This window comes from Fusobacterium perfoetens ATCC 29250 (assembly GCF_000622245.1).
Taxonomy (GTDB): domain Bacteria; phylum Fusobacteriota; class Fusobacteriia; order Fusobacteriales; family Fusobacteriaceae; genus Fusobacterium_B; species Fusobacterium_B perfoetens.
The window spans coordinates 26129-52873 of sequence record NZ_JHXW01000003.1 but is presented as its reverse complement, the minus strand read 5'-3'; the positions used below and the strand labels follow the sequence as shown (position 1 = coordinate 52873).

The window sequence follows — 26745 nt, the reverse complement described above, 5'->3', positions numbered from 1 at the left end:
ATCTTGCCTCCTAAAATTCTAATTTTTTCCTATTTCTTCATATATTTTTTTACGTAAATCTGTATATTTTAATGCATCATAAGCCTTTTCTACAGATTTTTTAAATGCTTCTTTGTCTACTTCTACAATTTTCATTCCATTATCTACTAAAGTTTTTTCCATCTCAGCTTGCATAGATTCTATTTTTTTACCATTATTATAAGCAGTTTCATTTGCTGTTTCTAATAATATTGTTTTATACTCTTCTGGTAATTTACTAAACCATCCTTCTCCTGTTACTAAACAATTTAATAAATTAATATGCTCTGTTTTATTAACAACTTTACAAACTTCATAAATATGTGAACTTACTGCTGATGTATACTGAACTTCACAACCATCTATAGATTTTGTTTGAATACCATTATAAACTTCACTCCATGCAATATTATAAGGTGTCACTCCCATGGCTTTCATACTTTCTACATAAGGAGCTGCTCCTGGTGTTCTAACTACAATCCCTTTTAAATCAGCTGGTACTTTTGCTTCTTTATGTCCCATAAAAGAACGTGCTCCATCATAATAATTAAATGTTAAGACTCTCAAATTATGTTCTGTTAATTCATTTAACCATCCTTTAAATGTTTCTGTTTCCATTACTTTTAACGCTTCATCATAATTATCTACAAAATATGCCATATTAAATATTCCTATTTCTGGAACATAGTCTGACATACGTCCTGCATCAGTCAATACTGCTACATTTATTCCTTGTACCGCTTGATCTATTATATCTTCTTCTACTCCTAATGAACTAGATGGATAAACTGTTATTTTTAATCCTCCGCTTGTTTTCTCATCAACTTCTTTTGCTAATTCTTGTAATCCTTGAACTATAACTGAAGATTCTGCTTGAGTAGTAGAAATTTTTAGCTCATAAACTTTCTTTTCTTCAGCTTTTGAACCAGCCTCCTTATTTCCACCACATGCTACTAATCCTCCTAATAACATACAAAATAATGCCCCTTTAATCATTCTCCCTTTCATATTTCTCCTCCTAATTTTTATATATATTTTTTTAGTGTATTAATTACTGCATTTTTCCCATTCAACATTTCTACAAAATATTTTTCAACTTTATCTGCTATTCCTATTTCTTCTAAATCAACTCCAAAAATAATTTTATTTTTTAAAATTTCTTTTAATTGTCCTTGATATGAAGTTATATTTCCATATTCTATACCCCTCATTTTCTCTTTCAGCATTTCTAACATTGGATCTGAACTAATACTTCTTTCATTTCCTTCATCATCTATTCCCATTAGGTATCTAAACCATCCTGCATATACTAAAGGAATGTATTTTATATTTTCTATTTTTAATTCATCATTCGCTAAATATGCTTTTAAAGTTTCTCCAAATCTTATACCTACTTTTTGAGAAGTATCTGTTGCTATTCTTTCTGGTTGATCTGGAATAAATGGATTAGCAAATCTTTCATTTATAACCTCATCTATAAATTTTTTAGGATCTAAAATTTTTGGATCATCTACAACTTTCAGTGCTTCATCATAACCTATTTTTTTTATCAATTTGTTTAGTAAAGGATCTGATACAGCTTCATAAATAGTTTTTTTATTTAATAAACACCCAAATATAGCTAATGTTGTGTGTAATGGATTTAAGCAAGTAGTTACTTTCATTCTTTCTGTTTTTTCTACTATTTCTCTATTCGTTATATAAACTCCTGCTTCTGCCTCTTCCAATAATGGCCTTCCATTTGGAAACTTATCCTCTACAACAAAATATTCTGCTGTCTCTGAATTTACAAAAGCTGAAGTATATGTATTCTTATTAGTAACTATTATATCCATATTTTCAAACCCTAATTTCTCTAAATACTCTTTTACAACTTGGGCTGGTCTAGGAGTAATTTTATCTATCATTGATATAGGATAACTTACTTTTTTTTCATCTGTTAAATAGTCTAGAAATTCTTCTTCAAGATATCCATTATTTACCCAAAAAATAGCTATATTTAAAACAGCTTCTCTAATTTTATCTCCATTTCCAGAACAATTATCCATACTAACTAGAGCTATTGGCCCTCTATTATTTTTAAATCTTTTATATAACAAATAAGTTATTATACTCATAATATGTTTTGATTTTTCAGGTAAATTTTGTATATCTTCTTTGACTATATCAAAAAATTCCCCATTTGGATCTTTTAAATTATAACCTTTTTCTGTAATTGTAAAACTTATTATTTGTAAACTTGGAGAAGTTACGATTTTCACCAAGTCATCTTTATTCTCTTTAACCTTCAAAGATTCAATAACGCTTCCTATAATTTCTGGTGAAAATTTTCCATCTTTAGATAGTACAACTGAAACAGATAAATTATCAAAAGGTCTATATACCTTATCAATTATTTCCTCATCAAAACTCTCAGCTACTATTATCCCTGTATTCTCTTTTCTATTATTTAATAAATTTTCTTGCATTTTAGCTACATAAGCCCTAAAAATATTTCCCCCTCCAAAATGTAACCACTTTGGTGTTTTTAGAGTATTTTCTCTTATTTTTTTTATATCATATAAAGGTATTTTTATATTATTAGAAGCCATTGTTTCTAATTCATTTAGAGATAACTTCATTTTATCCTCCTTTTTTTATTTTATACTTGTATACTAGAATTATATAATAACAAAATTATATTGTCAATACTTTTTTATTTTTTTCTTAAAAAAAAACAAAATAAAACAAAATAATACATTTTATATACAAAATTTATTTAGATGCTAAATTTTTATATATGAAACTTTTTTTATTTTTTATTCTTTCTCTAAATCTTTATAAAAAATAAATTTATTTTTTTGTTCCATTATTTTTTTCTTATATGAAACTTTTTTTTTATTTTATTATTGTTTTTTTATAAATTATAAGTTATAAATTTATTATAAAATAAAATGTCTAGAGGTGAGGTAATTGTTAAAAAAACATGAAACTATTGAAAAAATTATAAATACTGGTATAGTAGCCGTTGTAAGAAGTGAAAGTATTGAAGAAGGAATAAGAATTTCTAAAGCTTGTGTTCAAGGAGGAATTCCTGCTATCGAAGTTACATATACTGTTCCTGGAGCTACAGAAGTTATCAAAGCTTTAAAAAATGAATTTTCTCCTTCTGAATTAATAGTTGGAGCTGGAACTGTATTAGATGCTACTACAGCAAGAATAGCTATTTTAGCTGGGGCTGAATATATTGTTTCTCCTGGATTTGATTTAGAAACTGCTAAATTATGTAATTTATACCAAATTCCATATATGCCTGGTTGTATGACTATAACTGAAATGACAAAAGCTATGGAATATGGTTGTGATATTATCAAGTTATTCCCTGGAAGTGCTTTTGGTCCTTCATTTGTAAAAGCTGTTAAAGCTCCATTACCTCAAGTTAATATTATGCCTACAGGAGGAGTTAGTCTTGATAATATAGAAGAATGGTTCAAAAATGGTGTTGTAGCTGTAGGTGCTGGAGGAAAATTAGCTTCTGGAACTAGTGAATCTATAACAGAAACTGCTAAAGCATTTGTTAATAAAATAAAAGAAATTAGAAATAAATAATTAATGGAGGAGATTATGTTTAATTTTTCTGAAAAAAAATTTGATGTTATTTCTTGTGGAGAGATAATAATGAGATTATCTCCTGCAATTGGAAAAATTCTAATTCAAGATGGTCCTTTAGATAGAAATCTTGGTGGAGCTGAACTTAATGTAGTTACAGGGATATCTACTCTTGGAGGAAAAACAAGTTTCCTTTCTAAAATACCTGACCATGATTTAGGGATGTATGCTAAAAGATGTATAGATTTAAGTGGTGTAAACTCTGATTATTTAGTATATGACTCTTCTAAGAATAAAAGATTAGCTCTTTATTATTATGAATATGGTTCTTCTCCTAGAAAACCTAGCGTTGTTTATGATAGAAATGATTCTTCATTCCAATTTTTACATTCTAATGAAATAAACCCAGAAGTATATTCTTCTACAAAAGTTTTTCATACTAGTGGTATTTCTTTAGGACTTTGTGAAAACTCTAAAGTTTTAGTTAAAGACCTTATTAAAAATTTTAAAAAAGGTGGAGCATTAATTTCTTTTGATGTAAACTTTAGAAGAAATCTTTGGGGAGATGAAGAAAATGCAAGAAAAGAAATAGTAACTATTTTACCTGAAATAGATATTCTTTTCGCCTCTGAAGAAACATTAAGAAAAATGTTTAAACAAACAGGAAGAATGGAAGAAATTATGAAAAATTTTGCTAAAGATAATAATATTTCTCTTCTAATTTCAACACAAAGAACTGTAAATTCACCAAAATCTCATAATTTTACATCTATAATTTATAGTGCTATTGAAGATAAATTTTATTCAGAAAAATCTTATAATAATATTGAAATCATAGATAGAATCGGAAGTGGTGATGCTTATGTAGCTGGAGTTCTTTACGGTTTAACTACTTTTGATTGTCCTTTAAAAGCATTAAAGTACGGAAATGCTTTAGGAAGTTTAAAAAATACCCTTTTAGGAGATGTGGTAGCTTTTTCTAAAAACACAGTTGATTCTATTATAAAAGACCACGAAGAGGGTTCTAGTTCAGAAATGAATAGATAATTTTGCCAACTCATTATTAAACCATAAAAAACAGGAGTCTAAATTTAGACTCCTGTTTCCCTTTTATATTAATAATTTTTTAACGCTTCTAAAAAATCTTGTTTCATCTCTTCTCTAAGTTCAATGGGTTCTAGTATTATTGCTTCTTTTGAAAATTGTCTAAAATAAAGTTTAGCATTTTCATTAGAAGCCTCAAATACATAGATATCTCCCTCTTTTTCTACAAATCTTGGTCTATAATTTGTTAATCCTTTTAAAAGTTTTTGTCCCTCTTCCGACAATCTAACTTTTATAAAATTTCCATTTCCTAAAAATGGGTCAAATTTTTTTCTAACATTTTCTATATACTTTTTATCTTTTCCTTTTATTTTTTCTTCCAATATAGAAATAACTTCTAAATCTTTTAATTTATAATTATAATATTTCTTTTCTGTATCACAATAACAGAAAAGATAATTTTCATCTCCTTGTTCATCTCTTTTTATAAAATAAGGTTCAACAGTTGTTAATTTAGAACCATATTTCAATTTTAATTTTTTCTTTTCTTTTATAGCTTCTAATATTTTTTTTACTGTTTCTTGAAAAACAAAAAGTTCTCTTATATATTTAAACTTAGAACAATATTTTTCAAATAACTCTCTAAAAAATTCAGCTTCTACATCAACACCATTATCTTTTAAAACATCATAATAAATCTCTCTATTAGCTACATTTAAATCAAATTGAATTATTTTTTTTAGAGGTCTACCTTGACTTTCTAATTCTTTTTCTACATCTATTTCTTTTTTATATTTTAATTGTTCTAAAATATAATTACATAACTTATTGTTATTTATTCCAAATTCTTCTATATCATTTTTCATCATACGCCAAATATCTTCTGGTACAGTAACTCTTATCTTTTTCACAATAAGTCCTCCACACATTTTATAATATTTCTATTAAAAACTATTATATCACAAATAAACAAAAAATATATAAAAAAAAACTGTCAAAAGACAGTTAGTTTTTATCTGGAGGCGACGACCAGATTCGAACTGGTGGTGGAGATTTTGCAGACCTCTGCCTTACCACTTGGCGACATCGCCTTTTATTTATGGTGGCCAGAGGCGGAATCGAACCACCGACACGGGGATTTTCAGTCCCCTGCTCTACCGACTGAGCTATCTGGCCATAAAATGGCGGGAGTGACGAGACTCGAACTCGCGACCCCTAACGTGACAGGCTAGTGCTCTAACCAACTGAGCTACACCCCCATTTTAATGGTGGTCACAATAGGACTTGAACCTATGACCCCCTGCTTGTAAGGCAGGTGCTCTCCCAACTGAGCTATGCGACCCACATGTATAAGTATACTAAATTTTACACATTTTTGCAAGTTTTTTTTTTATTTTTTTATATTTTTGTTATTTTTCTTTTATTTTCAATACCTAAATAAAAAAAAGAGGAAAATAAAATCTTTTATAGTATAATTATAATATACTACAAAGAATATAGAAAGGAGAATATTATGAATAGAGCTAGTGGGATTCTTCTTCATATCTCATCTTTACCAAATAAATATGGTATTGGAAGTTTTGGAGAAGAAGTTATTAAGTTTTGTGATTTTTTAAAAGATATGGGAATAAAATATTGGCAAACTTTACCTTTTGGTACAATTGATAATTTTGGTTCTCCATATAAAAGTTTTTCCGCTTTTGCTGGAAATCCTTTATTTATTAATTTACCTAAATTATACGAAAAGGGATTAATTACAAAAGAAGAACTTAAAGAAAACGAATATAATGACCCTTATATAGTAAATTTTAAATGGTTAAATGAAAAAAGAATGGAAATTTTAAAAAAAGCTTATTTAAGAATAGATAATGAATATAAAAAAGAAATTTTAAAATTTTCAAAACTACATAAAAATTGGTTATATGATTTTTCTCTTTATATGACAATTAGAGAAAAAAATAATAATAAAGACTGGTATCAATGGGAAGATGAAAAATTAAAATTTCATGATAAAGATGCTATAAAAAAATTTAGAGAAGAAAATCTTTCTGAAGTTTTATTTTATGAATTTTTACAATATGAATTTTACACTCAATGGGAAGAAATCAAAAAACAAATAAATGAAAAAGGAATAAAAATAATAGGAGATGTACCTATTTATGTATCTTATGAAAGTTCTGATGTCTGGGGAAATCCTCATATTTTTGATCTTACAGAAGATGGTAGCCCTAGATTTATTTCTGGAGTTCCACCTGATTATTTTTCAGAAGATGGTCAAAAATGGGGAAATCCATTATATAATTGGAAATCAATAAAAAAAGGTAGATATAGTTGGTGGATAAAAAGATTAGAGCATTCTCTTTCTATATTTGATATAATTAGAATTGATCATTTCAGAGGTTTTTCTGCTTATTGGGCTATTCCAGCTGAAAGTGAGACTGCAAAGGATGGAAACTGGGTTGATGGTCCTGGGTTAGATTTTTTTAATGCTATTTTAAAAAAAATAGATAAAAATTGTATAATAGCAGAAGATTTAGGGGATATAGACGAAAAAACTAGAACTCTTTTAGAAGAAACAGGTTTTCCTGGAATGAGAGTAATACAATTTGGTTTTTCTGGAGATAATAGTATTCATCTTCCACATAATTATGATAAAAATGTAATCGCCTACTCTGGAACTCATGATAATAATACAATTTTAGGTTGGCTATGGGAAGCTACACCTGAAGAAAGAAATTTTGCTTTAGATTATTGTGATTTTAAAAGTGGTGAAAATTGGAAATTTGGTGGATTTTATAGTGAATCTTGTAGAGCTATTATTAAAACTTTATGGAAAAGTTCTGCCAATATAGTTATTTTACCTATACAAGATTTATGTGGATTTGGAGCTGATACTAGAATGAATAAACCTGGTAGAGCTCAAGGAAATTGGTTTTATAGAATTACTGAAGAACAATTAAATAATATTGATAAAGAGTTTATAAAAAATCTTAATAAACTTTTTTATAGATAACTAATATAAAATAAAAAGAGATACTATTAAATACTTTATAGTATCTCTTTTTATTTTATATTTTTTTATTATTTTGATATTCTTCTATTGATATTTTAAAAAACTTTTCAAATTTTTCCTTTAAAAATATTTCTCCATCTTTAACTCCCTCTTCATAAACATCCATTAACTTATCAGGATTTTTTTCAAACCTATCAATTTTTAAAGGCATCTTAGGAGCTATTATAATAGCTTTTCCTTCTTTTTCATATTTTTCAATCTTTTGTTGATTTTCTTTATATATCACATGGTGGCGTTCCATAAGTGAGGCAAGTTTTGGAAACTCTCTCAATCTTAATTTTATTAATGGAAGACATTTTAATTTAGGTTTATTGTATTTTCTATCTCTTGTTAAAACTACAATAACCTTATCACATCCATCTTCAAATGCTTTATCAATTGGTATAGGAGTAGTAAGTCCTCCATCTAAATATAATTGTCCTTTATATTTTACAGGATGAGAAATCAAAGGTATTGATGAAGAAGCTTTTAGAACTTCTGCCCCATCTTTTAAAGCTTCTTTTCCAAAAAAATTCTTCTTTACCTGTATTTATATTAGTTACTCCAGCTCTAAATTCACATTTATTCTCAAAAAAACTATCATAATCAAATTTATCTAATTCATTAGGTACTGTTTCATATAAAAATTCCATTCCAAACAAAGAACCTTTAGTTATTAAATTATAAAAACTTAAATATCTTTTATCTTGGATATAATTTTTATTTATTCTCATATTTCTTCCATACTGTCTTGAAATATAAGAAACACCATGAGAAGCTCCTGCTGAAACTCCTACTACATAATCGCCCATAAAGTTATATTTCAAAAAACTATCAAGAACTCCTGTAGTATAACATCCACGAAGTCCTCCCCCTTCTAATACAATCCCTATTTTCATTTACTCACCCTTTATCTTTCTGAATAAATATCTTTAAATACTATTAAATCATAAATATCTCTTGGTATATATGGACTAGATAATTTTTCTATAACTTTTTTCCATATTCTACTCAAATCTTCTTGAGATATTTTTCTTAAAAATTCAATAATCTTTTCTTTATATAAAATATTATCAGTATTATTTCTTAATCCTCTTTGTAACTCTAATAAAAATCTTTCAAAATTTTCAAATGGATTTTCTCTTAATAAAAAATATTCTCCTAAAAATTCTTTGCTGAAACTTTTTTCTAAATATATTATTTTTCTTATAACACTAGCTATATATTCTTCTGATATTTTTTGAGTAAAAACTCCTTTTTTATCAAGTAATGGTATAAATACATCTTCAAAATGATATTCTTGTATAGATTTATTAAAAAATAAAAGATTACTTAAAATTCTATTTTTAGAAATATCCTTTTTTAGAAAATTCAAGTCTACCTGATAAGTAGTTCCAAAATGTAAAAAAAGAGAACCTACAAAATCTTTTGAATGACAAAAATTTATTATTTTTCCATTAAAAATTTTATTTTCACTTAACTTATTTATAAATTCTTTTGCTTCTCTTAATATTAAATATAAATCATCCCTTAAAAATAATTTTTCTAATATTCTTTCATTTAATAATATTTGTCTTCTTCTTATAAGTGGAATTTTCTTTAAAACTCTATTTAAGTTTGTTTGTTTTATAAGCTCATGAAAAAATTCTTGATTTAATTCAAAAGTTAATTGAAATTTATCTGTAATTAAAACTGTTCTATTATCTTTGATAATTCTTAATTTTTTTAATTCTTTCATAATAAAATTAACATAATCTTCTTCAAATTCTTTTAAAACTTTTATCTCTTTTTCTGATAAATTACAATTTTTTAAAATTTTATCATATTCTATAAAGTCTTCTATTCCTATTATTCCTTCTCTTTTTATACCTACAGAATTCCAAGTACATACATAAGGGCAAATATTATACTTTTTGTAACTCATTATAGCTACAAATTGAGCTATCCCTCCACCAAGAGAATGTCCTGTGATACTTATATTTTCAAAAGGTATATTATCTTTTAAAAGATTTTCAAATACTTCCAATCCTTCCCAAAACTGTAAAGGCTTTTTTCCTAATCCTATAACCAAATCTGTATCTATAAAATCTTTATAAGCTTCTTCAAAAGGATAAGTTTCACTTCCTCTATAAGATATTACATACTTATCTTCTTTTTGAAAAATCACAGCAAAAAATCCTGAACCAGATTTTCTATTTCTAGTTCTATCATCAACTCTATAAACTTTCCACTCATTTATCTCTTTATCAAAAAAACTTTTATTCTTTCCTTTTATATCACTTCTTATAATGTTTAAACTAGAAGATAAAGAAAAAGTTTCTATTTCTTCTAACAAATCTTTTATGTATTTTCCTTGAAATTTTTCTGTAAAATTATAATAAGAAAGAATACTCAAAAACAGATATTCTCTTGATGTTTCCAAACTCATCACCTACTTTATCTCTCTAGTATATCCATATCCTTCCAATATCTCTTCCTCTTTTGCTCTCATTATTTTTTTATCTTCCTCTTCTATATGGTCATATCCCATTAAATGTAAAAGTCCATGAGTTAATACATAATAAAATTCTCTTTTAAAAGAATGTCCATAATCTTTTCTTTGTTCTTCTACTCTTTCTAAAGAAATTATTATATCTCCTAAACTATCATATAGTCCATTATCAGCTTCTTCATTATCATGATAAGCAAAAGATATTACATCTGTTGGCATATCCTTTCCTCTAAAATCTCTATTAACTCTTTGAATTTCTTCATTTCCTGTTAATAATATTGACACATAAACCTCTTTATCACTTTCATATTCTTTATTTAATACATCTATTACATATTTTTCCACATCTTCATATACAATTTCATTTTCAAACCCTTCAATATCCATTCCTAAATCTAAATTTATTTTCATGATTTTTCCTCCAATTTTTCTTCAATTTCTCTTTCTTTTTCTTGATCAGGATATTTTATTCTTACATGATGTATTCCCATAATTGTTTTTGTAAAAACTTTTATTATAGTGTCTATTTCTTTAAACGTTAAATCAGCATCAACTAATTGGCCATCATCTATTTTATTAAAAACTATTTTCCTTATCATTTCTTCTATATTATTATAAGTTTTATTTTCAATACTTCTTACTGCTGCTTCTATTGAGTCAGCTAACATAATTATAGCTGATTCTTTTGTTTTTGGTTTAGGGCCAGCATATCTAAAATCATCTTCCCTTACATTTTCATCCAAACTTTTTGCTTTATTATAAAAATATGCTAAAAAAGTTGTTCCATGATGCTCCAACATTATGTCTCTTATTTCCTTAGGAATTTGATATTTCTTAGCCAATTCAAATCCATCTTTTGGATGAGCAAGAATAACTAGAGCACTTAAAAATGGAGAAATTTTATCATGAGGATTTTCTCCACCCTCTTGATTTTCTACATAAAACTTAGGTCTTTTCATTTTTCCTATATCATGATAATAACTTGCCACCCTTGTAAATATTGGGTCAGCTCCTATAGCTTCTGCTGCAGCCTCTGATACAGCAGCAACCATCATTGAATGATAAAAAGTTCCTGGAGTTTTTACTGATAAATTTTTCAAAAGTGGGTTTGATAAATCTCCTAACTCTAACAACTTAAAAGATGATAATATATTAAAGGTTCTTTCTAAATAAGGTACTAAAGCTAAAGTTAATACTCCAGAAAATACTCCAGATAAAATAATTTTAGCAGAATCTAATATAAGTTCTTGAGATACCCCTATAGTTAAGAATGAGATTGAAAAATATATTACTACTTTTACTATTGATAATTGTATTCCTAAATTTATAAACTGTACTCTTGTTTTTGCACTTTGTAAAAATTTTGTTGCAAATAATATAGTTAATAATGTAACTGTTGTATAAACTAAATCATAGTTTATCATTGGTAACATAAAAATTAATAATCCAATTCCTAAATAAAAAGCATATACAGAATTTACAAGAATTTGTAAAAGAAAGAATCCAGATTCAAAAGGAATTAAATATAAATAGTCTCTATCACTAAATCTAAATGTTAAAAATAAAAGAGAACAAATTAAAAATGTAGCTCTATATATATTTTTATTAAGAAGTTCTTTTTTAAATTTACTTATTAAAGTATTATAAAATATTGTAGAAATTGCTGTTAAATATAGTAAATTAACAATAGTTCTTGCTATATTTTCAATAGGAGAATGTATCCCAATAGCATTTAACATTTTTAGTTTTTCTGGTGTTAGTATATCTCCTTTTTTTAATACTAAATCTCCTGCTTTAATAACTACATATTGCTCTTTAATACTTGATACTTTTTCTTTGATATCATCTTTTGTACTTTTTTCATCATAAATATAATTAGGTACAACAAATTTATCTAATATTTTTAACTCTAAATTATTCAATTTATTTCCATAATATTTTTCTTTATCTTCTGAATCTGATAAAATAGAAAGTAAAGTTTCTCCATCCTTTACTCCTTGATAATATATTTTATTTAAAATAATTTCTAATTTTTTTTTCTGTGACTCTATATTTCTTGCAGATTGAGCTTCTAATTCATTAACTAGATTTTCTGGTATATTTATTTTATATTTTTGACTAAAATTTTCAAAATTAAATTTTCTATTTTTATTTTTCTTAACTAGTAATATTTCATCATAAAATTCTCTTATTCCTTCAATATAATTTTTACTTATCTCAGGAATATAAATATATTTTTTTGCTGAACTATCTATAATTTTTTTTATGATTTCATCTCTCTTAAAATTATCTTTATATCTTATACTTTTTGGAGCATATATATTTTCTTTAATAATTGTTCCATTTACATAATTTTTATTTTCTAAAACTTGTTTAAATTGTGCACTAGCCACAACTAATACTAAAAATATCAAAAGATATAATATTCTATCTTTCATCTGTTCTACACTAGTGTACTCCCGAATTTCATCTCTACTTTCTTTTTCTAAATCAAATCGAAGACGAAATCCTAAAAAATTTATTTTTTTCATTTCTTTCCTCCATTTTCTTTAATAATATCAAAAACATCTATTCTTGATATATTCTTTGTAGGAATACTATCTAAAAAGTATTTTCCATAAAATTTCGTTATTACTCTATTATCTAAAATAACAATAATTCCTTTATCTTCTTTACTTCTTATAAGTCTTCCTATTCCTTGTTTAAATTTTATAATTGATTCTGGAATTTGATATTCTAAAAATGAATTTTTTCCTTGCTGTTCAAAAGTTTCTATAATAGCTTCTGTGACAGGGTCACTAGGTACTTTAAATGGTAATTTTACAATTATTACAGAACTTAATTGGTCTCCTTTTACATCTACACCTTCCCAAAAAGAATCTGTTCCAAAAAGTACTGGAGCTTCACTTTTTTTAAAAATATCAACTAATTTTGTTCTTGGAAACATTCCTTGAATAAATAAATTTATTCCATTTTCTTCTAAATCATCTTTCATTGAATAATAAACATAATTTAGCATCTTATAAGAAGTAAATAGTACAAATGTTCTTCCTTTATTTTTTAATATAAAACTTTTTAGAACCTCTTGAATAGAATCTATAAAATCTCTATCATTTGGGTCTGGTAATCCTTTAGGAATATATACCTTCATTTGTTTATCATAATCAAAAGGTGATTTTATTATTTTTTCATAAGTTTCTTCTTGCAATCCTATAGAATTTTTAAAATATTCAAAATTATTTTCTACTGATAATGTTGCTGATGTAAAAACTATTTGCTTTAAATTTTCATAAAGAGTTTCTGATAATTCATTATCAACTTTTAAAGGTGTTGCCACAAGTTTTGAATTATTTTTTTTCTCATTTACTTCTATCCAATATATAAAACTTTCATCTTCAAATTTATTTATAAATTGGAAATTTTCAAAAAAGTTTTCTAATCTTTCAATATATTTTATAAATTCATTTATTTTTCCAGTTGCTTCATCTACTTCTTCTAATCTATCTTTTAGTTTTTTTGCTGTTTTCAAATATCTAAAAAAACTTAAAACAAAATCCTGTTTAACTTCTTCCATTAATTTAGAAAAATTATTCATTGCAATATCATCTTTTTTTATTCTTATTGCAATATTTCCATTTTGTCCTTTTGAAAAAATTTCTATTATTCTTTCAAAATATTTTACTCCATATTGAAATAATTCTATATGGTCATTAATAAAATCTTTTCTTATTATTTCTTCAATTTCACTGCCATTTTCTGATATATCTAGCTTTGCAATTGAAATAATTTCTTCTATCTGTCCTGTTATTTTTATATTTTTTATATTTTCATCAAATAACTTTATTTCATTTATTTCATTTTCATCTTTTAATTTACTTACATTCAAGATTTTATTCATTGCTTTCACAAAAGAATATCTTGATATTTCATAAGAAAAATAATCTCTAGCAACTTTTTCTATATTATGTGCTTCATCAAAAACTACCATTCCATATTCTGGTAATATAGAAAAATCATTATTAAATCCAATTTCTTTTTTTATTGCCAAGTCAGAAAAAAATATGTGATGATTTGCTATTAAAACATCAGCTCTCTTTTTTTCATCTCTAGCTTTAAAGAAAAAACATTCTTCTCTATGTGGACATTTTGAAAAACATAAGTCAGTTTCACTTTGAAATAATTCCCAAATACTATAATCAGGTTCAAAATTAAGTTCTGATTTATCCCCTGTTTTTGTCTCTCTTCCCCAAACTAAAAGCTCTTTAATTTGATTTTTTTGTTCTTGAGAAATTTCTTTCATATCCTTTAATTTTTTTTCTATATTAAAATATTTTCTATTGCATAAGTAATTTCCTCTACCTTTTACAAGAGCATACTTAAATTTTTTCTCCATTATTTTTTGTAACATAGGAATATCTTTTTTTAAAAGTTGTTCTTGTAAATTAATTGTATTTGTACTTATTATAACTCTTTTTTCATTTGTAATAGCCCATTCTATACTTGGAATTAAATAAGCCAAAGTTTTTCCTGTTCCTGTCCCAGCTTCTACTATAATCTTTTTTTCATCATTAATTCCCTCTTGAATATGTTGTGCCATAGAAAGTTGTTCTTCTCTATATTCAAATTCTTTAAAATTTTGAGCTATAATTCCTTTTTTTTCAAAATATGGAATTATATCAATTGTTTTTAATTCTTCATTTTCTGGTTCTATAACAACATAAATATCATTAACATCATTATTAATAATATAGAATCCACCATTCATTCTATTAGCATAAGTTGTAGCAACTTCTATATCATTATCTGACGGATAAATATATCCTGAAGGATGATTATGAATTATAATCTCTTCTCTTTTCATTCTACTAAGAATAGCTGGTACACTATATTTATTTCCTCTAGCAATTACAAAAATTTTAGAAACTTTTTTTTCTTCATCTAAAATTCCTCTAAAAAAAACTTCATTTCCACCAGCTTCTATAATATTATTTTTTATCTCCTCTTGAATTTCTGGAGTTATCCTTAAATTTATATCCATATTTATCCTTTCTTTTGTAATAAATATTTTCCCTAGTATATATGATACTATTTTTTTTTGAAAATAGGAACTTTTTTTTTATTTTTTCTTTTCTTTTTTGAAATTTTATGCTATAATAATTGAGGTCCATTGTTTTTAATATGTGTCTCTTTTTAGATCTTACCTGTTAAATTAAAAATAATGTTACTATATTTTATTGTTTTTTATAATTTAGGAGGTTTTTTAAAAAATGGCAAACAACAAATCAGCTAAAAAGAGAGTAGAATTAAACGAAAGAAACAGAGTTAGAAATCAAGCTATCAAGACTAGAGTTAAAAACGTAGCTAAAAAAGTATTAGCAGCAGTTGAAGGTAAAGACAAAGCAGTTGCTTTAGAAGCTTTATCAGTTGCATACAAAGAATTCGACAAAGCAGTTACTAAAGGTGTTTTAAAGAAAAATACTGTATCTAGAAAAAAAGCTAGATTAGCTGCAAAAGTTAACGCTTTATAATTTGATTAATAACTAAAATAAATCCAGAAACTTATGTTTCTGGATTCTTTCTTTTTTGTAATATTTTTTCTTTTTAAATATTTATCAATAATTCTATTAAAGAAGCTATAACAATTCCAAGTATTACAAATAAAGTTTTACTCCTATAATTTTGTAAAAAATAATTTATTATTTTTGTAAATATAAGTATTCCTATTCCAACTCCAATCCCAAAATATAAAAGTGGTATTATTTCTATATTTCCAATATAATTTATAACATTTTCATGCTCCCCTAAAGCCAAAAGAAGCAATGAACCTGATATTCCAGGAATTATCATAGCTCCACCTGCTAATGCTCCACATAAAGCAAGTTTCAGTCCATATGTAAAAGTAAAAAATTCTTGTTTTGTAAAAGTATTTCCCTCTAAATCATGTGTAAACATAAAAAATGCTACAACAAATAATAATCCAAAAGAAAAAGATAAAATATTCTTTATATCTTTTATATTTTCACCTTTTATTATAATTGGTATTGAAGGCAATACTAAAATCACAAAAACTCCTTTTGTATAAACAGGATAATTTTCATATAAATATCCTATTACATTAGCAAAGAAAAGTATCCCTACTGCACATCCTAATAAAAGTGGAAGCATAAATTTTACATATTCCATTTTCTTTTTCATAGAAGCTTGTAAAAAATTAGCAATACATTCTATCAATTTATCATATATTCCAAAAACTACTGCCATAGTTCCACCAGATACTCCTGGAATTACATTAGCTATCCCTATTCCTATACCCTTTAAAAAATTCATAAAAAACATTCCATTACTCCTCTAATTTTTTCTTAAAATAATTTGGTAAATCATTATCTATTTTTATATTATATTTTGGTATTTCACAATAATGAGAATTTAAATAAAGTATAGATTCTCCATCTTTCTTTCCATAACGAGTATCCCCTACTATTGGATATCCTAAATTTGAAAGTTGTACTCTCAGTTGATGAGTTCTACCTGTAACTAGTTCTCCTTCTAATAAAGTATATTTTTTATTTCTTTTAATAGTTGTAAAATAAGTAATAGCTATCTTTCCTTCATTATCATATTTTGTAGTTACTACAACTTTATCTTCTATTTTTTTTAAATAATTTTCTATAATAAATTTATTTTTTTCTATTTCTCCATGAACTAAAATATAATATTTTTTCTTAATATTATTTTCTCTCAACTCTTCTGCTAAAATTCTTGTAGAAATTTTATTTTTAGCTCCTATTACAAGTCCTGAAGTTTTTTTATCTATTCTATTTATAAAATTAAAATCATTTGTTTGATAATAACTTTTAAACATTTCAGATATTCCGTATTCAAAGCCACTACCTTTATGCATAACAATATCTTTTTCTTTATTAAATATTATTAAATCTTCATTTTCAAAAATTATATTTTTTTGTAAAAAGTTTTTATCTTTTTCATCAAGAATCAAAAATTCCTCTTGTTTTTCTTCATTTTCTTCTAAATTTCCGATTCCTATAAAAATTTTATCTCCTTCTACTAATCTATAATTTTCTTTTTTCTTTTTGTTATTTACTTTAATTTTTCCAATTCTTAAAGCTTTGAAAATCTCAGTTAAAGGAACATCAGATAATTTTTTTCTAAGATATCTATCTAATCTTACTCCTTCATTGTCTTTTTCTATTATATATTTCATATTTATTTTCCAGTATGGCCAAATCCACCTGCTCCTCTTTCAGTTTCAGATAATTCTCCTTCTACTAAATCCATTTGGTAAACTTTTCCAAGAACTAGTTGAGCTATTCTCTCTCCTGGATTAATAACAAAATCTTCTCTTCCTATATTAGCCATTATAATTCCAATTTCTCCTCTATAATCAGAATCTATTGTTCCTGGACTATTTACTAAAGTAATTCCATGTTTTAATGCTAACCCACTTCTTGGTCTTACTTGTACCTCATAACCTAATGGTATTTCCATTTTTATTCCTGTAGGAACTAATACTCTATCTAAAGATTTTAATGTAATTGGTTCTTTTATATTAGCTCTTACATCCATTCCAGCTGAACCCTCTGTCATATATACTGGTTTTTCTACACCCTCTTCTAAAATTACTTTAACTATGATTTTTTCCATTAATTTAATTCTCCTTCTTTAATATTTCCTAATACTGTTAATGAATAATATTTTTCATTAAATATTTCTTTTGCTAATTTTTTTATATCTTCAACAGTTATTTTCTCTATTTCACCTAAAATTTCTTCTAAGCTTTTTACCTCTCCATGAAAAAGATAAGAATTTGCCATTCTAGTCATTCTTCCTTTACTACTTTCAAGTCCAAATGTTATTCCACTTAAAAATTGATTTTTTGTTTTTTGTAACTCTTTTTCACTTATTCCATTATTTTTAATATCTTCAAATTCTTCTTTTATAAGTTTTATAACAGTTTTATAATCTTTTAAAGTAGTTCCTGCATATATAGTTAATATTCCTCCTTCTTCAAATGAAGATGTATAACTATAAACAGAATATGCTAATCCTCTATCTTCTCTTATTTTTTGGAAAAGTCTTGAACTCATATTTCCACCTAAAGTATTAGAAATAATAGCTAACTCATATCTATTTTTATCAAGAGATGACCTACCTATAGTATTAAAACAAAGATGTACTTGATTGCTATCTTTTTTTAGTATAGTTTTTGGAGTTTTTATTTTCATTTCTCCATTATAATCTCTTGACTTTTCAATAGATTTCATTTTTCCAATTCCACTATTAAGTTTTTCTAAAACTTCAGATTCAGAAAAATTTCCTGCAATAGATATAACTAAATTTTTAGGGCTATACTGTTCTTTAAAATATTTCAATATTTTTTCTCTATTAAGTCCTTGTACACTTTCAACAGTTCCTAAAATTGTATTACTTTGAGGACCCTCTATAACAAGACTTCCATTTTTATCATGGATTATTTCTTCTGGTATATCTTCATACATATTTATTTCTTCTATTACAACACCTTTTTCTCTTTCAATATTTTCTTCAAGGAAAGTAGAATTTAAAAACATATCTGTTAATATATCTATTCCAACATCTATTCTATTTGAAAGAAGTTGAATATAATAAGTTGTCGTTTCTTTTCCTGTATAAGCGTTAATAATTCCACCTACATTATCTACTTCTTCAGATATCTCTTTAGCAGTTCTATTCACAGTTCCTTTAAACATCATATGCTCTATAAAATGAGATATTCCCTCTTCACCAGCTAATTCATTTTTTGCACCTGTTTTTACAAATATTCCTAATGATACACTATTTATTCCTTGAATTTTATCCATTAAAATAGGAACACCATTTTCTAATGAATAAACTTTTATATTATCTTCTGACACAAATTTTCCTCCTAATATTCAGCTTTTTGAATAAAATAAATACCTACTATTAAGAATATTATATTAGCTATCCACCCACAAATAAATGGATTCATATATCCATTTTTTCCATAAGCCTCAAAAGAAGCATGAACAATATAATATCCATACCCTAAAAAGATACTTAAAATTACATTCATAGCCGAAGATGACCTTACATATCTACTTCCTAAAGCTAATCCTAAAAATACAACTACAAAACTTGCAAAAGGAAATGAATATCTATTAGCTATTTCTGATATTCCTTCTCTTGTATCTATTCCAGTATTTTTTAAATTAACTAGTTCCTTTTTTAATTCTCTATTATCTAAAATTTCTGGGTCAACTAATAAAGTAACAAATTTTTCTGGTTCTTCTTTATATTCATCAGAAGAATAACTTTCTAAATTTTCTTGAGTTCCTAATTGTAAATTATTTATTTTTACTTTTTTTAATTTCCAAATTTTTTCATTTCTGTCAAAATATCCACTATCAGCAAAAATAACTCTTTCAATTTTTTCAAAATTATCACTCATCTCAATTATTTTTACTTTTTTAGCTTTTCCATCAGTTACATTTAAGTAATCTAATAAATATAAGTTATTATTTTCATCTCTTATAAATCCATTTCTTTTCTGAGTAGGTAAAAGAGTTGATACTACATCTCCTCTCAATTCTCTCATCTTCTTTTCCCCTTTTGGATATAAATATCCACTTACAATAAATACAAATATAGAAATAAAAAATGATATTATTATTGGGAATAAAACTATTCTTTTAAAACTTATTCCTGATGTTTTTAAAGATATAACCTCCAAATTTCCAGCCATTTTACTAATAAACATCAATGCTCCAAGAAGAACAGCCAAAGGAGTTACATTAACTATTATTTTAGGTAACATACAAATAATATATAAAACTCCATCTCCTGTAGTAAGCCTTCCATCTCCTACAAGTCTAAAAACTTTAAAAAGTTGGCTCAGTATAAATATATTTATAAAAGCAATTAGGCATATGAAAAAAGATTTTATAAAATTTTTACTCACATATATATCTAATTTTTTCATTATACCAACCTAACCTTTCTACTATATAAAAATAATGTATAAATATATAAAACTATATTTGGAAACCAAACTCCTAAAAATGGTGATATTATACTTCTATAAGCTAAAACCATTCCTATATTTAGTAAAACAATATATAAAAATATTACTATTATTCCTATACCAAAGTTTACACCTTTTCCTGTTCTAGCATTTCCTATAGAAAGTAAAACTCCTAATATAGCTAAAGCTATCGTTGATATTGGAACAGCTATTTTTCTATTAATTTCTACAATATATGGTAAAATTTCTATTTTATCTCTTGTTTTAATTTCTGATAAAAGTTGTTTTATATTCATTCCTTCTATATCTTTTATTTTTACTTTTATATCCTCAAAATATGATGTAAATGGTACTCTTTTCTTTTCAAAATTTCCTGTTACACTAACATTTCCTTTTTCATCATGTTTATAAAAATCAGCATCATTTAAAAGTAATGCAGCATCTTCCCAATAAGCTGTTTTACCCAAAACTAATGTAGGATACTCTGATTTTTTATCATTTATCATAACTAAGACATTTTCAGCGTCTTTAGTCTTTTTATTGATTGAATCTATATAAATTTTATATTCTGAAATTCCATCAATTAAAACTCTATCTTTTAATTGAAATACTGGATTTTCATATATCATTTTATATGATATTTGTTGTAATTTTATATAAGACCTTGGAATTAAACTCTCTTGTAAAAAGAAAATAAATATAGTTCCTACAACTCCTATTCCAATAATAGGTTTTAATAATTTATTTAATGATACTCCCATTGAATTCAAAGCAGTTATCTCATTATTTCTTGTAAGATTTCCAAATGTTATCATTATTCCTAAAAATATCCCCATTGGTATAGTTTGGGATAATATCATGGGTAAATAAAAAGATATCATTCTAGATACATCTATAATTGATAATCCTCTTACCAAAATACTTTCCATCATAGATACTATCATTTCTATTAAAAATATAAAAGTAAACAGAGTTATTCCAAAAACTATTGACATTTTTGTTTCTTTTAAAATGTAATCATTTATTATCTTCATCTGTTTATTCTCCTATAATTTTATTCATATATTTATCTATTGTTTTATTTGTTTTAATTTCATTTATTTTTTCTTTTAGTTCAGTTGGAATATAAAAATCTACTTCATCTGTAATTTGTAAAAAATATTCATTTGCTATACTAGATTCTCCTATTTTAGATAAAGATTTTATTTTTTCTTGCCCTATATTATAGAAAACTAAAAATATTCCACAAATTAATAAACCTTTTAAAAAACTTATTCCTCCACCTAAAATTCTAAACAAAAATGGAACTTGTTGATTTTTTAAAAATGTATTTAATAAATGTAATAAAATAGCTATTATAATAAATAGACCTAAAAAAGTTATAGCATAAATATAAGTATCATTTTGTTTTGTCAAATATCTTTCTGTTATGTGACAAACTGATGGAGTTAATTTATGAGTTATATATAAATTTATTAAAATACCAAAAGTTGATATAAACTCAACAATAAAACCATTATTTATTCCACCTATTATTGATAATCCTAAAATTATTAATACTATTATATCTAAATACATTTTACCTCCTTATATTATTTTTACCCACAATGCTTTTAAATAAAGAGTTTCTGGAATATGTAATATCCATGGATGGTCTTCAGGTTGATAATTTATTCCTATAACTTGTAATAATTTTCCATTATTAGAAGCAGCCATTCTAGTTACTTCTAATAAATCTTGTAACCCAATATGATAAGCACAAGTTATTACTCCTAAAATTCCACCTTTATCTAATAATTTAAAACTACTATTACATAATTCATAGAAAAAATCTCTTCCTTTTTTTATATCTGTTTTTTTCTTAATTAATGATGGTGGATCTAAAGTTATTACATCATATTTTTCACCTCTAGAAATTAATGTTTTTAATAACATAAAAGCATCTCCTTCTAAAGTTTCAAATTTATTTTCAAATTCATTTAATTTATAATTTTTTTTGCAAAGTTCTAAAGCATGAGGTTCTTTATCAATTGCTACTACTTTTTGACATCCTTCTTTTAAAGCTGCCATTGAAAAACCTCCACTACTAGAAAATACATCTAAAAATCTAGTTTTATCATTTAAAAATGGTCTTATAAATTTTCTAGAATCTCTTTGGTCTAAAAAGAATCCTGTTTTTTGTCCATTTATAATGTCTATTGTATATTTAAGTCCATTATCTTCCATAATAATTTCTTCTGGAATTTCTCCATATATTATTCCTGTTTTTTCTTCTACACCTTCATGTATTCTATTTTCTACATCACTTCTTTCATAAATTCCTTTAGGTTTCATGTATTTCTTTACAGCATTGATTATTTCTTGTCTAAAAGCTTCTACACCTGAATTTCTAAATTGAATTGAAATATATTTATCAAATTTATCTATAACTAATCCTGGTATTCCATCTCCTTCAGAAAAGAATACTCTCATACAATTTGTTTCTTCTTTTAAATTTTGTCTTTTGTCATAAGCTTCTTTTATCTTTTTATAAATAAAGTCTTTATCTATTTTTTCATCTTTTGTTGTTAATACACGCACAAAAGCAGAAGTCCCTTCTGTTACATATCCACGCCCAATAAATAACATATCTTCTCTTAAAACATCAACTACATCTCCTGTTTTTACTTCTCCAAGAATATATTTTATTTCATCCTTAAAAACATTTGGATAAAAATTTTGAATTTTTTTCTCTTTATCTTTTATTAATATAACTTGTGCCATTTTTACTCCTCTATATATACTCTTTTTACTCTTGTGTTTATTCCTGTTATTATTTCATATGTTGTCGTTCCTAAAAGTTTAGCTTTTTCCACTAAATCTTCCCCATAAAGAGTTACTTCTTCTCCTATTTTTACTTCATCTTTTAATTCATTGGGAATTTTTATCATCAACATATCCATACATACTTTTCCAACAACTGTATATTCCCTATTTTTTATTTTAACAGTTATTTTATTTAGAGCTCCTCTTTTAAATCCATCAGCATATCCAGCAGCTATAGTTCCTACAATATCACCTTTTTTTAAAGTACATTCTCTTCCATATGAAATATCTGTATCCTCTATTAAAGTTTTAATAAATAAAACTTTACTTTTAAAAGTTATAACTGGTTTTAACCCCTCTATCCAATTCTCTCCACAAATTCCATACATCACTATTCCAACTCTAACATAATTTCCATTATCTTTATTAGAGTATTTTAAAATTCCACCACTATTTAATACGTGTCTATACTCAATAGTATCTATTCCACTAAAATTATTAAATTTTTCTATTTGTTTTTCTGTATATAATCTATTATCTTCTCCCTCTTCATCTGCTACAGATAAATGAGTATACACACCTATTATATTAGTCAATTTATTTTCATTTACATACTCTTTTATTTTTTCTACTTCCTCTGAATTAACACCAATTCTTCCCATTCCAGTTTCTATTGCTAAATGACATTTTACTTGTATATTATTTTTATGTATATACACTAATTGTTCAAATCGAGATAAAGCTATTTGTAAATTATATTTCTCTACTTCTCTTAGTTCTTCATCAAATACTCCACCAAGTATTAATATTTTTTCTTTGATACCTGCTTTCCTAAGTTCCATTCCTTCTGAAAGAGTAGCTACAGCAAAAAAATCTATACCACATTTTATCAATTCTTTTGTTATTTCAACTGATCCTAATCCATAAGAATTTGCTTTTACTATTCCTATTATTTTTTTATTTCCTATTTTCTCATAAATTTTCTCAATATTATACTTTAGATTTTTAGTATTTATTTCTAACCAAGTTCTCATTTTTTATCTCCTGATAATTTTTATAGATTGCCTTTTATTAAAAGGCAATCTATATTTAATTCTTAAACTACTATTTTTTCTTTATATTCATCTTCTTCTTTCTCTAAATATTTTGAATTTTCTACTTTTTTATCTCTATCTTTTTCTAAGAAATAAATAATAGGAGATGCTATAAATATTGATGAATATGTCCCTGCTATCATTCCTATTAATAAAGTTGTGATAAATGTTCTTAATGATTCTCCACCAAATATCAATATTGATATTATAGCAAGTAATGTTGTCACTGAAGTGTTTAATGATCTTACCATTACTTGATTTATACTTTTATTTAATACTTCACCAAAAGTTAAATCTGTTTTTTTCTTTAATGTTTCTCTTATCCTATCAAATACTACTATTGTATTATTTATTGAATATCCTAAAATTGTTAAAACTGCTGCTATAAACGGAGTATCTATTTCATATCCTAAAATTGAAATTCCACCTATAGCTATTATAATATCATGTAATAACGCTAAAATAGCAGCTAAAGCAAACATAAACTCAAATCTTAAAGTAATATACCCTACTATAAGAGTTCCTCCTATTAAAAGAGAATAAATAGCTGATGTTTTTAGTTCTTTACCTACACTTGCTCCTACTTTATCTTCTTTTATTATTTCATATTTTCCAATTTCACTAATTTTATCATAAAATTTATCTTTATCTTGTTCAGCTATTTCTTGAACTCTTATAAGTACTTCTTTTCCTTCAGAAATTTGGACTTTTCTACCTGTTCCAGCAAATTGAGATATTTCTTTTCCAATTTTATCTAAAGTAGAATTAACTTCTTTTAAATTTACAGTATTTTCAAATCTTAATTGAAATAAACTTCCTCCTGAGAAATCAATTCCATAGTTTAATCCTTTTACTATAAGAGAACCTATAGAAATAAAAATAAATATAAGTGATATAGATATCCATTTTTTACTATTTTTTATTACTTCTATTTGCATCTTTATTTCCCCCTTACTCCAAATAATCTTGGATTTTTTATTCCAAATACTTCTACAAATATATCAAGTAAGACTCTTGTTATTGTAATTGCTGTGAACATAGAAGCTAAAGTTCCTATTGTAAGAGTTACTGCAAATCCTTTTACAGGTCCTGTTCCAAAGATAAATAATATTGTTGTAATTATTAAAGTAGTTAAGTTAGAATCAAAAATAGCTATAAATCCTTTACTAAATCCTGCTGCTATAGCTCCTCTTACAGTATTTCCAAATCTTAATTCCTCTTTTATTCTTTCAAATATAATTACATTAGCATCAACAGCCATTCCTGTAGATAATATGAATCCTGCAATTCCTGGTAATGTTAAGGTTGCTCCTATAAAATTTATTACCCCAAAGTTTATTATTCCAAAACATATTAGTGCAATATCAGCTAAAAGTCCTGGCATTCTATAGAACAATAACATAAATACCATTATTAAAACTATTCCCACTTTTCCAGCTATTAAACTTGCTGCTATAGATTCATCCCCTAAAGTCGCTCCTACTGTTCTTGTTTCTACTATTTCAGCTTTTATAGGAAGAGCTCCTGAGTTTAAAAGCATTGCTGTTTTTTGAGCTTCTTCTACTGTATAATTTCCACTTATACTTCCACTTCCTCCTGAAATTTCTGTTTTTATAACTGGAGCTGTTTGTACTTTTCCATCTAAAACTATTGCTAATTGTCTTCCAATATTCTCTCTAGTAATTCTAGCAAATTCAACTGCTCCTTCTGGTTTCAATTCAAAATTAATTTGAGGGTCTCCTAACTGTCCATATCCAACTTGTGCTTTTTTTAAAGCCCCACCTGTTAAAAGAGTTTCTCCTAAATTTCCATTCTCATCCATTATTTTAAATTCTAAAAGAGCTGTTTTTCCTATCATATTTATAGCTTCTTGAGTATCTTTAATACCTGGTAATTCTATAATTACTCTATTATCTCCTGCTTTTTGTACAACTGATTCTGCTACACCAATTCCGTTGATTCTTCTGTCTAATACTTCAATTAAACTATCCATTGTTTCTGAATCAATTTGTTCATTAGGATTTTCAGGTGAAGCTTCTAATACAGCATAAACTCCCCCTTTTAAGTCCAATCCTAATTTCATAGGTTCTTTTTTTATAATAAACAAAGCTCCCATTAATACTACCAATACTAATAAAGCCCTCATGAATATTTTTCCTCTCATGAAATTCCTCCAAATACTATTTTCTCTTGGAATCTAAAAAAGTTTGTAAAATTATAGCTGCAGCTATTTTATCAACTACCTTTCTTTTTTCCAATGCTCCTTTTTTTCCCCCATCTGTAAGCATTCTATCTGCTGATACTGTTGTCATTCTTTCATCTACTTCATAAACTTCTAAATTAGGTATATTTCTTTTTAATTTTTCTATATATTCTCTTACCTTTTCAGCTTGTCTTTTTTCAGTTCCATCTAAACTCTTTGGAATTCCAACTACAAGAGATTTAGTATTATTCTCTTCTAAAATTTCAGATATTCTTTTTACAGATTTAACTTTTTTTCTATCAATAACTTCATAGGGAGTAGCAACAACTCCCATAATATCAGATTTTGCTACTCCTATTCTTACATCTCCTATATCTAAAGAAATATATTTTTTATACATTCAATATACCT

Annotated in this window: 25 protein-coding genes and 4 tRNA genes; 4 read left to right on the top strand and 25 right to left on the bottom strand. The window is 25.6% G+C overall.

What is annotated here, in order from left to right; translation table 11 throughout:
* Positions 1 to 18: 18 nt before the first annotated feature.
* Together T364_RS0100230 and T364_RS0100225 are read right to left on the bottom strand one after the other, a co-directional pair.
* Positions 19 to 1026: a C4-dicarboxylate TRAP transporter substrate-binding protein gene (locus tag T364_RS0100230; protein ID WP_051532582.1), complete on the bottom strand. Its 1008-nt coding sequence runs from the start codon at positions 1024 to 1026 to the stop codon at positions 19 to 21.
* Between the two features lie 17 nt (positions 1027 to 1043).
* Positions 1044 to 2639 (bottom strand): mannitol dehydrogenase family protein, encoded by a 1596-nt coding sequence (locus T364_RS0100225; protein ID WP_027127755.1) that lies wholly within the window; start codon positions 2637 to 2639, stop codon positions 1044 to 1046.
* A gap of 331 nt (positions 2640 to 2970) precedes the next feature.
* On the opposite strand from T364_RS0100225, the gene T364_RS0100220 reads away from it, so the two are divergent.
* Positions 2971 to 3606, top strand: a complete 636-nt coding sequence (locus tag T364_RS0100220) for a bifunctional 2-keto-4-hydroxyglutarate aldolase/2-keto-3-deoxy-6-phosphogluconate aldolase (RefSeq protein ID WP_027127754.1) — start codon at positions 2971 to 2973, stop codon at positions 3604 to 3606.
* A 15-nt stretch (positions 3607 to 3621) separates the two neighbouring features.
* Complete coding sequence (locus T364_RS0100215) at positions 3622 to 4653, top strand: sugar kinase (protein ID WP_245596485.1); 1032 nt, start codon at positions 3622 to 3624, stop codon at positions 4651 to 4653.
* Positions 4654 to 4721: 68 nt separating this feature from the next.
* Here the strand turns inward: T364_RS0100215 and T364_RS0100210 are convergent, their stop codons facing one another.
* The 5 genes from T364_RS0100210 to T364_RS0100190 all read right to left on the bottom strand — a co-directional run bounded on the left by T364_RS0100210 (position 4722) and on the right by T364_RS0100190 (position 5992).
* A complete protein-coding gene (locus T364_RS0100210) occupies positions 4722 to 5561 on the bottom strand; it encodes a WYL domain-containing protein (RefSeq protein WP_027127752.1) in 840 nt (279 codons plus the stop codon).
* A gap of 106 nt (positions 5562 to 5667) precedes the next feature.
* Positions 5668 to 5741, bottom strand: a tRNA-Cys gene (locus T364_RS0100205).
* A gap of 9 nt (positions 5742 to 5750) precedes the next feature.
* A tRNA-Phe gene (locus T364_RS0100200) sits at positions 5751 to 5826 on the bottom strand.
* A 6-nt stretch (positions 5827 to 5832) separates the two neighbouring features.
* A tRNA-Asp gene (locus T364_RS0100195) sits at positions 5833 to 5909 on the bottom strand.
* A 7-nt stretch (positions 5910 to 5916) separates the two neighbouring features.
* Positions 5917 to 5992, bottom strand: a tRNA-Val gene (locus T364_RS0100190).
* A gap of 117 nt (positions 5993 to 6109) precedes the next feature.
* Here T364_RS0100190 and malQ point away from each other — a divergent pair.
* Positions 6110 to 7663 carry a 4-alpha-glucanotransferase gene (gene malQ, locus T364_RS0100185; RefSeq protein ID WP_342663815.1) on the top strand — a complete coding sequence of 518 codons (1554 nt, stop codon included), beginning with the start codon at positions 6110 to 6112 and terminating at the stop codon, positions 7661 to 7663.
* Between the two features lie 55 nt (positions 7664 to 7718).
* Here malQ and T364_RS11255 read toward each other — a convergent pair whose 3' ends face one another.
* From T364_RS11255 to T364_RS0100160, 6 genes are read right to left on the bottom strand one after another with little or no spacing between them, the layout of a single operon-like run.
* Complete coding sequence (locus tag T364_RS11255) at positions 7719 to 8171, bottom strand: DUF6363 domain-containing protein (protein ID WP_245596484.1); 453 nt, start codon at positions 8169 to 8171, stop codon at positions 7719 to 7721.
* Positions 8146 to 8601, bottom strand: a complete 456-nt coding sequence (locus tag T364_RS11250; protein WP_245596476.1) for a patatin-like phospholipase family protein — start codon at positions 8599 to 8601, stop codon at positions 8146 to 8148. The genes T364_RS11255 and T364_RS11250 overlap by 26 nt, the downstream gene beginning before the upstream one ends.
* Before the next feature lie 11 nt (positions 8602 to 8612).
* Complete coding sequence (locus tag T364_RS0100175; RefSeq protein WP_158413621.1) at positions 8613 to 10130, bottom strand: Tle-like phospholipase domain-containing protein; 1518 nt, start codon at positions 10128 to 10130, stop codon at positions 8613 to 8615.
* 3 nt (positions 10131 to 10133) lie between these two features.
* Entirely contained in the window at positions 10134 to 10604 is a 471-nt protein-coding gene (gene ybeY / locus T364_RS0100170) for an rRNA maturation RNase YbeY (protein WP_027127749.1), read from the bottom strand.
* Positions 10601 to 12724, bottom strand: coding sequence for an HD family phosphohydrolase (locus T364_RS10175; RefSeq protein WP_051532581.1), 2124 nt, complete (start codon positions 12722 to 12724; stop codon positions 10601 to 10603). The genes ybeY and T364_RS10175 overlap by 4 nt, the downstream gene beginning before the upstream one ends.
* On the bottom strand, positions 12721 to 15231 hold the full coding sequence (locus T364_RS0100160) for a helicase C-terminal domain-containing protein (RefSeq protein ID WP_027127748.1): 2511 nt from the start codon (positions 15229 to 15231) through the stop codon (positions 12721 to 12723). The genes T364_RS10175 and T364_RS0100160 overlap by 4 nt, the downstream gene beginning before the upstream one ends.
* A 229-nt stretch (positions 15232 to 15460) precedes the next feature.
* On the opposite strand from T364_RS0100160, the gene rpsT reads away from it, so the two are divergent.
* Positions 15461 to 15721 carry a 30S ribosomal protein S20 gene (gene rpsT, locus T364_RS0100155; RefSeq protein ID WP_027127747.1) on the top strand — a complete coding sequence of 87 codons (261 nt, stop codon included), beginning with the start codon at positions 15461 to 15463 and terminating at the stop codon, positions 15719 to 15721.
* Positions 15722 to 15794: 73 nt separating this feature from the next.
* Here the strand turns inward: rpsT and T364_RS0100150 are convergent, their stop codons facing one another.
* The 12 genes from T364_RS0100150 to ruvX form a co-directional block, all read right to left on the bottom strand.
* Positions 15795 to 16529, bottom strand: a complete 735-nt coding sequence (locus T364_RS0100150; RefSeq protein ID WP_027127746.1) for a DUF368 domain-containing protein — start codon at positions 16527 to 16529, stop codon at positions 15795 to 15797.
* Positions 16530 to 16533: 4 nt separating this feature from the next.
* Positions 16534 to 17415, bottom strand: coding sequence for an RluA family pseudouridine synthase (locus tag T364_RS0100145; protein ID WP_027127745.1), 882 nt, complete (start codon positions 17413 to 17415; stop codon positions 16534 to 16536).
* A 2-nt stretch (positions 17416 to 17417) separates the two neighbouring features.
* Entirely contained in the window at positions 17418 to 17855 is a 438-nt protein-coding gene (dut, locus tag T364_RS0100140; protein ID WP_027127744.1) for a dUTP diphosphatase, read from the bottom strand.
* A complete protein-coding gene (locus T364_RS0100135) occupies positions 17855 to 19051 on the bottom strand; it encodes a M16 family metallopeptidase (RefSeq protein WP_051532592.1) in 1197 nt (398 codons plus the stop codon). Before T364_RS0100135 ends, dut begins: the two co-directional genes overlap by 1 nt.
* A gap of 65 nt (positions 19052 to 19116) precedes the next feature.
* Entirely contained in the window at positions 19117 to 20190 is a 1074-nt protein-coding gene (locus T364_RS0100130; protein ID WP_035945151.1) for an LptF/LptG family permease, read from the bottom strand.
* The gene (locus T364_RS0100125) at positions 20190 to 21266 is read right to left on the bottom strand and encodes an LptF/LptG family permease (RefSeq protein ID WP_027127741.1); all 1077 of its coding nucleotides are present in this window, start codon (positions 21264 to 21266) and stop codon (positions 20190 to 20192) included. The genes T364_RS0100130 and T364_RS0100125 overlap by 1 nt, the downstream gene beginning before the upstream one ends.
* A 4-nt stretch (positions 21267 to 21270) precedes the next feature.
* Positions 21271 to 21810 (bottom strand): CvpA family protein, encoded by a 540-nt coding sequence (locus tag T364_RS0100120; RefSeq protein WP_027127740.1) that lies wholly within the window; start codon positions 21808 to 21810, stop codon positions 21271 to 21273.
* A gap of 9 nt (positions 21811 to 21819) precedes the next feature.
* Positions 21820 to 22995 (bottom strand): class I SAM-dependent rRNA methyltransferase, encoded by a 1176-nt coding sequence (locus T364_RS0100115; protein ID WP_027127739.1) that lies wholly within the window; start codon positions 22993 to 22995, stop codon positions 21820 to 21822.
* Positions 22996 to 22997: 2 nt separating this feature from the next.
* The gene (alr, locus tag T364_RS0100110; RefSeq protein WP_027127738.1) at positions 22998 to 24071 is read right to left on the bottom strand and encodes an alanine racemase; all 1074 of its coding nucleotides are present in this window, start codon (positions 24069 to 24071) and stop codon (positions 22998 to 23000) included.
* 62 nt (positions 24072 to 24133) lie between these two features.
* A complete protein-coding gene (gene secF / locus T364_RS0100105) occupies positions 24134 to 25075 on the bottom strand; it encodes a protein translocase subunit SecF (protein WP_027127737.1) in 942 nt (313 codons plus the stop codon).
* On the bottom strand, positions 25072 to 26295 hold the full coding sequence (gene secD, locus T364_RS0100100) for a protein translocase subunit SecD (protein ID WP_027127736.1): 1224 nt from the start codon (positions 26293 to 26295) through the stop codon (positions 25072 to 25074). Before secD ends, secF begins: the two co-directional genes overlap by 4 nt.
* 16 nt (positions 26296 to 26311) lie before the next feature.
* A complete protein-coding gene (ruvX, locus tag T364_RS0100095; RefSeq protein ID WP_027127735.1) occupies positions 26312 to 26734 on the bottom strand; it encodes a Holliday junction resolvase RuvX in 423 nt (140 codons plus the stop codon).
* Positions 26735 to 26745 lie beyond the last annotated feature (11 nt).

Excerpts from the sequence above, each read along its gene's own strand:
- secD (WP_027127736.1), bottom strand. The coding sequence starts at position 26,295 with ATGAGAGGAAAAATATTCATGAGGGCTTTATTAGTATTGGTAGTATTA.
- rpsT (WP_027127747.1), top strand. The coding sequence starts at position 15,461 with ATGGCAAACAACAAATCAGCTAAAAAGAGAGTAGAATTAAACGAAAGA.
- T364_RS0100130 (WP_035945151.1), bottom strand. The coding sequence starts at position 20,190 with ATGAAAAAATTAGATATATATGTGAGTAAAAATTTTATAAAATCTTTT.
- T364_RS0100150 (WP_027127746.1), bottom strand. The coding sequence starts at position 16,529 with ATGTTTTTTATGAATTTTTTAAAGGGTATAGGAATAGGGATAGCTAAT.
- T364_RS0100135 (WP_051532592.1), bottom strand. The coding sequence starts at position 19,051 with ATGGATAAAATTCAAGGAATAAATAGTGTATCATTAGGAATATTTGTA.
- dut (WP_027127744.1), bottom strand. The coding sequence starts at position 17,855 with ATGGAAAAAATCATAGTTAAAGTAATTTTAGAAGAGGGTGTAGAAAAA.
- T364_RS0100215 (WP_245596485.1), top strand. The coding sequence starts at position 3,622 with ATGTTTAATTTTTCTGAAAAAAAATTTGATGTTATTTCTTGTGGAGAG.
- T364_RS0100145 (WP_027127745.1), bottom strand. The coding sequence starts at position 17,415 with ATGAAATATATAATAGAAAAAGACAATGAAGGAGTAAGATTAGATAGA.
- T364_RS10175 (WP_051532581.1), bottom strand. The coding sequence starts at position 12,724 with ATGAAAAAAATAAATTTTTTAGGATTTCGTCTTCGATTTGATTTAGAA.
- T364_RS11250 (WP_245596476.1), bottom strand. The coding sequence starts at position 8,601 with ATGAAAATAGGGATTGTATTAGAAGGGGGAGGACTTCGTGGATGTTAT.
- T364_RS0100160 (WP_027127748.1), bottom strand. The coding sequence starts at position 15,231 with ATGGATATAAATTTAAGGATAACTCCAGAAATTCAAGAGGAGATAAAA.
- T364_RS0100115 (WP_027127739.1), bottom strand. The coding sequence starts at position 22,995 with ATGGCACAAGTTATATTAATAAAAGATAAAGAGAAAAAAATTCAAAAT.
- T364_RS0100125 (WP_027127741.1), bottom strand. The coding sequence starts at position 21,266 with ATGAAGATAATAAATGATTACATTTTAAAAGAAACAAAAATGTCAATA.
- T364_RS0100230 (WP_051532582.1), bottom strand. The coding sequence starts at position 1,026 with ATGAAAGGGAGAATGATTAAAGGGGCATTATTTTGTATGTTATTAGGA.
- alr (WP_027127738.1), bottom strand. The coding sequence starts at position 24,071 with ATGAGAACTTGGTTAGAAATAAATACTAAAAATCTAAAGTATAATATT.
- ruvX (WP_027127735.1), bottom strand. The coding sequence starts at position 26,734 with ATGTATAAAAAATATATTTCTTTAGATATAGGAGATGTAAGAATAGGA.
- T364_RS0100225 (WP_027127755.1), bottom strand. The coding sequence starts at position 2,639 with ATGAAGTTATCTCTAAATGAATTAGAAACAATGGCTTCTAATAATATA.
- T364_RS0100120 (WP_027127740.1), bottom strand. The coding sequence starts at position 21,810 with ATGTATTTAGATATAATAGTATTAATAATTTTAGGATTATCAATAATA.
- T364_RS0100175 (WP_158413621.1), bottom strand. The coding sequence starts at position 10,130 with ATGAGTTTGGAAACATCAAGAGAATATCTGTTTTTGAGTATTCTTTCT.
- ybeY (WP_027127749.1), bottom strand. The coding sequence starts at position 10,604 with ATGAAAATAAATTTAGATTTAGGAATGGATATTGAAGGGTTTGAAAAT.